This is a genomic window from Vibrio sp. TRT 2004, assembly GCF_050113735.1.
Classification (GTDB): Bacteria; Pseudomonadota; Gammaproteobacteria; order Enterobacterales; family Vibrionaceae; genus Vibrio.
This window is the reverse complement of record NZ_JBNJOH010000032.1, coordinates 43,795-52,356: the sequence shown is the minus strand read 5'-3', so window position 1 is coordinate 52,356 and position 8,562 is coordinate 43,795. Positions and strand designations below refer to the sequence as shown.

Here is an 8,562-nt window from a genome sequence, read left to right as displayed (position 1 = left end):
AAACACGCTGGCAGACAAGGACTCTTGCCCATCGAACTGAGTCACAACCAAGGCATCATCGCCGAGTCCTTCTATATCTATGGTGTACGCCAATGTCGCCATACGTCTCTCCTATCGTTAACACCAAGCACAAAAACCTTAAATACAAATTACCGCGACAACGGTAATTTGGGGTTAAGGCTTTCAGGAGGCTTCCTGTAGGAAGCCTCTGAAAATCAAAGTGATTAAGCTTCGATAGGTTTACGCCAATCGTCTGAACCAGACGTACCTGCGTTGACGTGATCCCAAGTGATCTTACGGTACGACATTGAGACCGTTAGATTTTGCGTGAAGTCGGACATCGACGGATCTTGACAGTGTGGCATCTCACACTGGATATCGACGATAGACGCGTTTTCTAGCTTAGTGGTGAAGAAGTTCTCTTGTTTGCCTTCGATAGAAGTGCGGTACCATTTAAGCTCTACGTTCTTCATCTTCTCACCAGAAGAAAGCGCGTTGTACAGCAGTGGTACGGCTTTGTTGAGAGTGACAGTAAACTTGAAAGGTTTATGGACGCGTTGACCAGAAGGTTGACCAGATTGAGGATCGGTCGGAACCGAAATGACGTGGTCAAACTTCTGAACCAGCATCTCGTCTTCGTGACCTTCTACATAAGAGTCACCGATAGAGTCAGCCGTACAGGCGCCCGCCGTGATCAGACCCTGAGTTTCACCGTCGATAGAAATATAACATGGAGTTGGCATAGTAAAATCCTTAGAGGTTGTGTGTAATAACACTAACTCTTAGTCAAAAAGCGTGCCAAAATGAAAATGTATATATTTCAACAATTTAAGCGTTTGTTAATATACAAGCTGAGCAACTTTTTGCTCGAATCGAGCAAGATCTTGCTCAGGTCGAGCAAAAAGTTGCCCGGAAGCAAGAATAGTACCAATAAGATTAATTTACCAACGATGGTTACTTACTAAAGCTACAACGCGACGACAATATCGCGCTATATCTTTTGACACTTTAGCTTGTAATTAAAGCGAGGTTTCGCAAACTCTTGTACACGGCAGTCTGATGATCAATCGGCTTACATATAGAGAGTAAATCATCGATGAAATGGCTAAATGCTCTAGCTTCAATCTTACGTACGCCGCGCTGTTGAGCTTCGTTGAGGTAGTCGTAAACGCTAGCCGCGCCAAAGTCACCAAAGATCATCTCGCCAAGCTCGTTGATCAGTACATTATGTGCATAAAGATCGCCATGACATACTCGGTTGTCATGCAAATGATGAAACACATCCAGCATCTGATCGACGATCTTTTCTATCTGTTTCACCGAAAGGGTGAAGTCAGCTTTGAACACGTCACGAGTACAGGTTTCTAGAGTCGGTGGCAGGCCTAAATTAAAGTAATCATCAGGGATTAACTCCATCACCAATGCCAGATAATCCTGCTCACTAACCTGAGCGATGGATTTGACTAGATTATCGTGATGTCCAGTTTGCAGGCAGGCTTGTAGCTCGTCACAAGGGTAGCCGTCGCTGGTCACCTCACCTTTGAATACTTTCACCGCCACATTGGTAGGGAAGTCGAAGTCGGAGTTTAGCCAGTTGGCATGAGAAATGACGCCTGAAGCCCCTTGTCCCAAAACATGATTGAGCTTGTAGCTGTCGGAGCTGACTTGTGGAACGCTCTGCTGATCAGATAGTCGTTCACAAAACGGGTTACCAGAAAAGGCCATCCAAGCCAGTTTAGGCAGTTGCAGCAGCACATCAGGGAATTGCTCAAGCTGGTTGGCCGACAGGCGCACTAACTCGAGGTTATTTAACTTGCCAAAGCTGGATGGCAGTTCCTTGATCATGTTTCCGGCTAGCGCGAGTTTTTGCAGACGAGGTCGATAGCCCAGAGATTCTGGTAACTGCACAATTTGATTGTCAGTTAATATTAACCAACGCAGTTTTTCTGGTAACGAATCCTCGGCAACTCTGACGATTTGATTGCTTTTGAAGCCAACCATTTCGAGCTGCTTACATTGACCTAATATCAAAGGTAAATGTGTGAATCGGTTGTTAGACGCAAAAAGGATTTTTAAACCCGTTAACTCAGTTAGCCACTGCGGTAGATCACTTAAAAGGTTGTCTGACACATCCAGAATTTCTAGTGAGTCAGCCAAAGTTAAAATCTCTCGAGGTAGCTCTGTTAGCTGCTCGCGAAGTTGAAGACGTTGAATACCGGCTAATTCGCCGCTTTTAAGTTGTTCTAATGTATGCAAACTGGCTGCCTTTATGTGCTCTGGAATGAAAAAGAGAGCGCGTATTCTACGCAGATAGACGTATAAAGGCGAGGTAAGAGGGCAATTTTGAGCAGATAAAGCCGAGTATAGTGTTACTCGGCTTGGCGTAGTGCTGATAATTACAAGAATGCTTTGAATGGCAGTTCAGGTTCGTTTTTGAAGATGTCTTTAAAGCCGCGGAAATGCTGGTAGTGCATACGACCTTTATCCGTTGGGTAGGTGTATTTGCCACCGACTTGCCAAAAGAATGGAGCAAATTGATATTGCAGGCGATCTTTCTTCATGTTCCACAATACTTCAATTTCACGTGGATCATTTTGGAAGTTAGCCCAGATATCATGGTGGAATGGCACCACAACCTCACAATCGAGAGACTCTGCAGCTCTAAGAATATCGGATGATGTCATCTTATCCGTTACACCACGAGGGTTTTCCCCGTATGAAAGGAGAGCGACATCGATTTGGTATTCGTTACCATGCGCCGCATAGTAATTCGAGTAGTGTGAATCCCCTGAGTGGTAGACGGAGCCTCCGGTTGTTTCAATTAAATAGTTCACCGCTCTTTTGTCCATTCCATCTAAAATGTTTTTGTCGTAAGAGGATGTGCCTTCGGGAAGAGTGACCAGTGCTGTACGATCAAAAGAGTCCAAAACTCGGATTTTGAGATCACCGATTTGAAGTAGATCGCCGACTTTTGCCACGACGCAGCGCTGCTCGGGTACACCCCAACTGATCCATAAGTCGACACAAGCTTGTGGGCCAATAAACTTCACATGCTCAGGGCAGTTTTGCAACACCGCAGCGGCGACGTTGATATCGATATGATCAGCATGGTCGTGGGAGGCGAGTACCGCATCGATTTCTTTGATAGCAAAGGGATCAAGCGGGAAGATAGCTGTGCGCAAATTAGGTTGGAGTGCTTCAACCCCGCCCATGCGCATCATTTGATGCTGATTTTTCATTAACGCATTCTTTTGCGTTTTTTTACCTGTGCCACACCAGAAATCGATGGAGATATTGGTGTTACCTGCGCTTTTGAGCCAGATGCCTGTACAGCCAAGCCACCACATAGAAAACGTATCGGGTTCGACTACTGTGTTTTCAATCTCTTCGTTTAACCATGTTCCCCATTCTGGGAAGGTATTTAAGATCCAAGATTCACGGGTTATTTCATTCACTTTGCTCATAACAGTACCTTTGAGTTGACGATATTGGATTAATTTAGGGTGCAGGAAGCCAAGCGTCTTAACAGGCAGTTGAGACGCTGAACTAAGTGTTTGTTATTTATCTACTTATTTTCTAAACCAGAATGACTTGCGTACCACGGGCTTCTATCGCTTTGACGACATCTGGATTGGCATCTTTGCCAGTGATGACAATGTCAATTTTACTTGCTGGGCAGAAAAGCATTCCGGTTCTTTGCCCCACTTTAGAGCTATCAACGACCACGACCAGTTTGTCGATTTGTTCGAGCATTTGTTGCTCGGCCACGGCGGTTAGCATGTCTGCTTTATAGAGCCCAGCATCGGTCAGTCCTTTGCCTGAGGTGAACATCCAATTACCCGCGTAGCTACCCAATGAATCTGGAGCTGGGTTAAGGAAGATGTTTTGTGCCTTGTTGTATTGTCCCCCAATAATGATCACGTCCTCATGATCTTCATTGATCAGGTAGCTCGCCAATGGAAAGTAATTTGTGACGATTTGGACATCTTTGCCACATAACTTTTGGCCGAGTAAAAATGCGGTCGAACCACAGTTGATCACGACACTATCTCCAGAGTCACACAACTCAGCTGCACGCAGTGCAATCAGGGACTTCTCTTCGTAGTGGTCAGTGCTGTTGATGTTAAGTGGTGACCATTTTTTCTTTTGATTTTCTATTCGTTCTGCACCGTTGCGAATTTTACGCAGCTTACCTAGCTCATCCAGTTTTGAAATGTCGCGACGGGCAGTCGCAGGAGAAACATTAAAACTATCAATGATATGTGAAACATTGATGGTGTGGTTTTCTTCTAATAACGACAATATGCCGTTGTGTCTTTGTACTTCATTCATTGTTATCACCTGTTCAAGTTTGTGATTACTTGGTGATTGCTTGTGATTTTTTTTGATTCTAATAATCACCGCTTTGAATGTCAAATGGGCGTGAAACAAAAACATGCTATAAATCACAATATTACATAACCTATTGATTTATAAGTTTTTTGCTGAATTCTGTGTGACAAGCTACCCAAAAATAGCCACAAGTGAGAGGCAAAATTGATAAAAATCAAAATAATCACAAATGAGCATTGAATGATTACTTTTGATTGTTAAAGTTTAATCCGTGAGCAAAAGAGGGCGTATTTCACTACCTACAAATGGAAGCGCCCTGTCCTACAAACCAAATAAAAATACAAAGACTATTAGGGGTAAAGATATGGAGTTCTTATACGACATCTTCTATATTTTTTACAGCCAAGTGATGACCAAGGCTCCGCTATTGCTGGGCTTAGTGACATTGATTGGCTATTGGCTGCTTAGACGTGATGCCACTACTATCATCAAAGGATCAATCAAAACCGTTGTCGGCTTTATGCTTGTTCAAGTCGGTGCGGGCACTCTGGTTGCTGGCTTTAAACCCGTGATTTCAAAACTATCTGAATATCATGGTTTAACTGGCTCGGTTATTGACCCATACACCTCAATGATGGCGACCATGGAAACCATGGGCGACAACTACTCTTGGGTGGGGTATGCGGTTATTCTTGCGCTGGGTATCAACATTCTTCTTGTCCTTCTCCGTCGCTATACGGGTATACGCACAATCATGCTGACTGGCCACATTATGTTTCAGCAAGCGGGTTTGATTGCCGTGTTCTACTTTATTCTTGGCGCGAGCATGTGGGAAACCATCATTTACTCAGCGGTATTGATGGCACTCTACTGGGCGATATCTTCCAACATCATGTTTAAACCGACAGAAGAAGTTACTGGTGGTGCGGGTTTCTCAATTGGTCACCAACAGCAGTTTGCTTCTTGGATTGCGACAAAAATTGCGCCAAAACTGGGCGACAAAAAAGACAGTGTTGACCATCTTGAGTTGCCTAAATGGCTCCACATTTTCCATGACAGTATTGCGGCAACGGCCATCGTCATGACGGTATTCTTTGGCATTATCTTACTTTCATTTGGTTTGGATAATCTTCAACAGATGGCGGGTTCAACCCACTGGTCTATTTATATTCTCGAAACTGGTCTTAAGTTTGCGGTCGCGATTCAAGTGATTGTTGCTGGTGTTCGTATGTTTGTTGCCGAACTTTCGGAGGCATTTAAAGGGATCTCTGAGCGCGTTATTCCTAATGCCGTATTAGCAATCGATTGTGCGGCGATTTACGCTTTTTCTCCTAACGCAATGGTATTTGGTTTTATGTGGGGGGCTTTAGGCCAATTTGCTGCAGTTCTGGCAATGTTGGCATTTGATGCACCCATTATGATCATTCCTGGATTTATTCCGATGTTTTTCTCTAATGCCACAATTGGTGTGTTTGCCAATCACTTTGGTGGCTGGCGAGCGGTGATGAAGATCTGTTTTGTGATGGGCATCATTGAGGTGTTAGGTAGTGCATGGGCTATTCACCTATTTAGCCAACAAGGTACTGAATTTAGTGGCTGGATGGGTATGGCTGACTGGGCTTTGGTATTCCCGCCAATTATGCAAGGCCTCTCAGCATCTGGAATGTTCTTCTTTGTTCTATTGGCTCTGTCTGGCGTGTACATGTTCTTTGCTGCTAAGCAATTGCGTGCGGAAGAAGATGCTCAAGGCGTGGTGACGGTATGTGAAGAGCCTGAAGTTATCGAAGCCGTCGAGCAAGCACTCAAAGTGAGTGATGGTGTGCGTCCGGTGAGCATTCTTGCGGTATGTGGAAATGGTCAGGGTTCGTCGATGATGATGAAAATGAAAATAGGCAAGTACTTGGAGAAAAAAGGTATCCCTCATGTGATGGACTCGTGTGCGGTATCTGACTACAAGTCAAAGTTGGCATCGACAGACATCATTGTTTCTTCAAAGCATCTATCGGCAGAAATGGAACCTGGAGAGGGCAAGTTTGTACTCGGAGTACAAAATATGCTCAATCCAAACTCTTTTGGTGACGAGCTACTCGACATCATCAATAAGAACTTTGTCCAAGCTAAGTAGCCTGTCAATCAATAGGCAAGTATCTAATAACAATAATTAAGTGCCAGTTATCGCTGGCACTCCATTGGAGATAGAACCATGGGTTTTAAGCAATCACTAATCGACAATAACTCAATCAAACTGCATGCCAGTGCAGCCAATTGGCGTGAGGCTATCGCTATCGGTACGGACATGTTGATTGCCTCAGGCGCAATTTTGCCAAGTTATCATCAAGCCATCATCGACAGTGTTGAGAAACTTGGTCCATACATTTGTATAGCGCCAAACTTAGCACTGCCTCATGCCCGCCCTGAAGACGGGGTGATTAGAACCGCATTTGCCCTCGTTACTCTTGAACAGCCAGTGTTGTTTGATGGTGAGGAAGAACCCGTTGATGTACTGATTACCTTAGCAGGTAGTTGTTCTAATCAGCATATGGAAGGGTTAATGGAAGTGACTAGTGTACTTGATGATGAAGAGTCCGAAACCGGGGTAGACCTAAACAAGTTACGTCGTTGCCGTACTAAGACCGATGTGTTTAACGTTATTGATCAAGCTCTTGCGGAATTGGTCTAAGGAGAAAGTATGTATAGCGCACTCAAGCAACGTGTTTTGCAAGCTAACCTTAAGCTGCCTAAATATGGTCTAGTCACTTTCACTTGGGGCAATGTATCTGAAATCGATCGCCAACTCGGCGTTATCGCTATCAAGCCCTCGGGGGTTGAATATGACGCAATGACAGCTGATGACATGGTTGTGGTTGATCTGCAAGGCAAGGTGGTCGAGGGAAGGTTAAAACCATCGAGTGATACCGCAACACATATCGAGATCTATAAAGCATTTCAAGAAGTTGGTGGCGTAGTACACACTCACTCACGTAGTGCGACTATCTGGGCGCAAGCAGGGATTGATATCCCCGCTTTAGGCACCACTCATGCGGATTACTTCTACGGTGATATCCCTTGCACTCGTAAGTTATCTCATGACGAAATTGCCGGAGCTTATGAGCAAAATACTGGGCTAGTTATCATCGAAGAGTTTGAAAAGCGCGGTATCAAACCTATGGCGGTTCCAAGCGTGATAGTGGCAGGACATGCACCATTTTCATGGGGTAAGAACTCGGATGATGCCGTGCACAATGCCGTTGTTCTGGAAGAAATTTCAGCGATGGCTTTGGCGACTCGCTCATTAAACAGCGGAATCAAGATACAGCCTGAGTTATCTGATAAGCATTACTTACGTAAACATGGCGATAACGCTTATTACGGCCAGCGTTAACCCTTTTTGTTGCGAGGAGACTCGATGTACAAAGTATTAGCATTAGATTTGGATGGCACAGTGTTGACTGATGAACACACTATCCATCCACAAGTAAGGCAAGCAATTCAAGAAGCTAAGCACAAGTGCAAAGTGGTGGTGGTCACTGGACGCCATCATACCGCAGCTAGACCCTATTATTACGAACTTGGACTAGACACACCGATCATCTGTTGTAATGGCACTTATGTCTACGACTATGCCAACGATCAGGTGCTAAAGCACAATGCGATAGCGAAAGATGATGCGCTGGTCTTTATCGAATTAGCACGAGAGTTTCAGGTCAAGATGGTGATGTATATCTCCGATGCGATGACTTACTCAAACTACAACCCGATTACTTATATGCAAGCCTTAGAAGGGTGGGCAAGTACGGTACCAAATTCCCTTAGACCGAAGATCTACCGAGTGGATTCATTCAGCGAAACGGCGAAACAGAGTCCGTACATTTGGAAATTTGTCGTCGAAGGGTGTCCGAGTTCTGTAGAGCGTTTACTAGAACATCCATGGGTCAAAAGACAGTTTAATGGGGAACGTTCTTGGTCAAATCGAATCGACTTTTCCGCCAAAGGTAACAGTAAGGGTCATCGCCTAGCTGAGTATGTTTCCGAGCTAGGCTATCACGCCAATCATGTGATTGCAGTGGGAGATAATCACAATGACATCTCAATGCTGCAATACGCCAATTTAGGGGTTGCCATGCTCAATGCTGACGACCAGGTTAAATCACACTCAAAGCTCGTGTGCTCTACAGATAATAACCATGATGGGCTAGCCCGTCTAATACGTGAAAAAATTAAGGGATAAAA

The 8,562-nt window shown here is 44.6% G+C and carries 8 protein-coding genes; 4 read left to right on the top strand and 4 right to left on the bottom strand.

The genetic code is table 11. The features are described 5' to 3' along the window. Positions 1–224: 224 nt before the first annotated feature. From ACQEXR_RS13585 to ulaR, 4 genes are all read right to left on the bottom strand, one after another. Entirely contained in the window at positions 225–743 is a 519-nt protein-coding gene (locus ACQEXR_RS13585; protein WP_138972011.1) for an Hcp family type VI secretion system effector, read from the bottom strand. A 265-nt stretch (positions 744–1,008) separates the two neighbouring features. Next, the gene (locus ACQEXR_RS13580; protein ID WP_427020538.1) at positions 1,009–2,256 is read right to left on the bottom strand and encodes a leucine-rich repeat-containing protein kinase family protein; all 1,248 of its coding nucleotides are present in this window, start codon (positions 2,254–2,256) and stop codon (positions 1,009–1,011) included. Positions 2,257–2,396: 140 nt separating this feature from the next. After that, positions 2,397–3,464, bottom strand: coding sequence for an L-ascorbate 6-phosphate lactonase (ulaG, locus tag ACQEXR_RS13575; protein WP_138971588.1), 1,068 nt, complete (start codon positions 3,462–3,464; stop codon positions 2,397–2,399). A gap of 112 nt (positions 3,465–3,576) precedes the next feature. Continuing rightward, complete coding sequence (gene ulaR, locus ACQEXR_RS13570) at positions 3,577–4,332, bottom strand: HTH-type transcriptional regulator UlaR (RefSeq protein WP_138971587.1); 756 nt, start codon at positions 4,330–4,332, stop codon at positions 3,577–3,579. 364 nt (positions 4,333–4,696) lie between these two features. Between ulaR and ACQEXR_RS13565 the strand changes: the two genes are divergently transcribed. The 4 genes from ACQEXR_RS13565 to ACQEXR_RS13550 all read left to right on the top strand — a co-directional run bounded on the left by ACQEXR_RS13565 (position 4,697) and on the right by ACQEXR_RS13550 (position 8,560). After that, on the top strand, positions 4,697–6,457 hold the full coding sequence (locus ACQEXR_RS13565; protein WP_426951815.1) for a PTS ascorbate-specific subunit IIBC: 1,761 nt from the start codon (positions 4,697–4,699) through the stop codon (positions 6,455–6,457). A 78-nt stretch (positions 6,458–6,535) separates the two neighbouring features. Next, complete coding sequence (locus tag ACQEXR_RS13560; RefSeq protein WP_138971585.1) at positions 6,536–7,012, top strand: PTS sugar transporter subunit IIA; 477 nt, start codon at positions 6,536–6,538, stop codon at positions 7,010–7,012. A gap of 9 nt (positions 7,013–7,021) precedes the next feature. Then, positions 7,022–7,714, top strand: a complete 693-nt coding sequence (locus ACQEXR_RS13555; protein WP_138971584.1) for an L-ribulose-5-phosphate 4-epimerase — start codon at positions 7,022–7,024, stop codon at positions 7,712–7,714. Positions 7,715–7,738: 24 nt separating this feature from the next. Next, a complete protein-coding gene (locus ACQEXR_RS13550) occupies positions 7,739–8,560 on the top strand; it encodes a Cof-type HAD-IIB family hydrolase (RefSeq protein WP_138971583.1) in 822 nt (273 codons plus the stop codon). The last annotated feature ends 2 nt before the right edge of the window (positions 8,561–8,562 follow it).

Bases quoted from the DNA above. Each gene is read 5' to 3' on its own strand.
- ACQEXR_RS13585 (WP_138972011.1), bottom strand. From the start codon at position 743: ATGCCAACTCCATGTTATATTTCTATCGACGGTGAAACTCAGGGTCTG.
- ulaG (WP_138971588.1), bottom strand. From the start codon at position 3,464: ATGAGCAAAGTGAATGAAATAACCCGTGAATCTTGGATCTTAAATACC.
- ulaR (WP_138971587.1), bottom strand. From the start codon at position 4,332: ATGAATGAAGTACAAAGACACAACGGCATATTGTCGTTATTAGAAGAA.
- ACQEXR_RS13565 (WP_426951815.1), top strand. From the start codon at position 4,697: ATGGAGTTCTTATACGACATCTTCTATATTTTTTACAGCCAAGTGATG.
- ACQEXR_RS13560 (WP_138971585.1), top strand. From the start codon at position 6,536: ATGGGTTTTAAGCAATCACTAATCGACAATAACTCAATCAAACTGCAT.
- ACQEXR_RS13555 (WP_138971584.1), top strand. From the start codon at position 7,022: ATGTATAGCGCACTCAAGCAACGTGTTTTGCAAGCTAACCTTAAGCTG.
- ACQEXR_RS13550 (WP_138971583.1), top strand. From the start codon at position 7,739: ATGTACAAAGTATTAGCATTAGATTTGGATGGCACAGTGTTGACTGAT.